1 protein-coding gene is annotated in these 515 nt (G+C 64.1%); it reads left to right on the plus strand.

Translation table 11 applies throughout. From position 1 onward, the window contains the following. The coding region (locus AC0L2X_RS32505; protein ID WP_473601223.1) for an NAD(P)(+) transhydrogenase (Re/Si-specific) subunit beta at positions 1 to 515 on the plus strand (515 nt) is incomplete at both ends.

Raw genomic sequence — 515 nt, forward strand, 5'->3', positions numbered from 1 at the left:
GGCTGGGCCGCCGCCGCACTCGGTTTCACGCTCGGCAATCTGGCGCTGATCATCACCGGCGCACTGGTCGGCTCGTCGGGTGCCATCCTGTCCTACATCATGTGCAAGGGCATGAACCGGTCGTTCATCTCGGTCATCCTCGGCGGCTTCGGCGGCGAGACATCAGCCGTTGCCAACGACGGCATCGAGCGCACCGTCAAGCAGGGCTCGGCCGAGGATGCCGCCTATCTGATGATGAATGCGCAAAAGGTCATCATCGTGCCGGGCTACGGCATGGCCGTCGCCCAGGCACAGCACGCGCTGCGCGAGATGGCCGACAAGCTCAAGGCCAACGGCGTCGACGTCAAATACGCCATCCATCCGGTGGCCGGCCGCATGCCCGGCCACATGAACGTGCTCTTGGCCGAAGCCAACGTGCCTTACGACGAGGTGTTCGAGCTGGAGGACATCAACTCTGAGTTCGCGCAGGCCGACGTCGCCTATGTCATCGGCGCCAACGACGTCACCAATCCCTC

The organism is Mesorhizobium sp. WSM4828 (assembly GCF_055811175.1).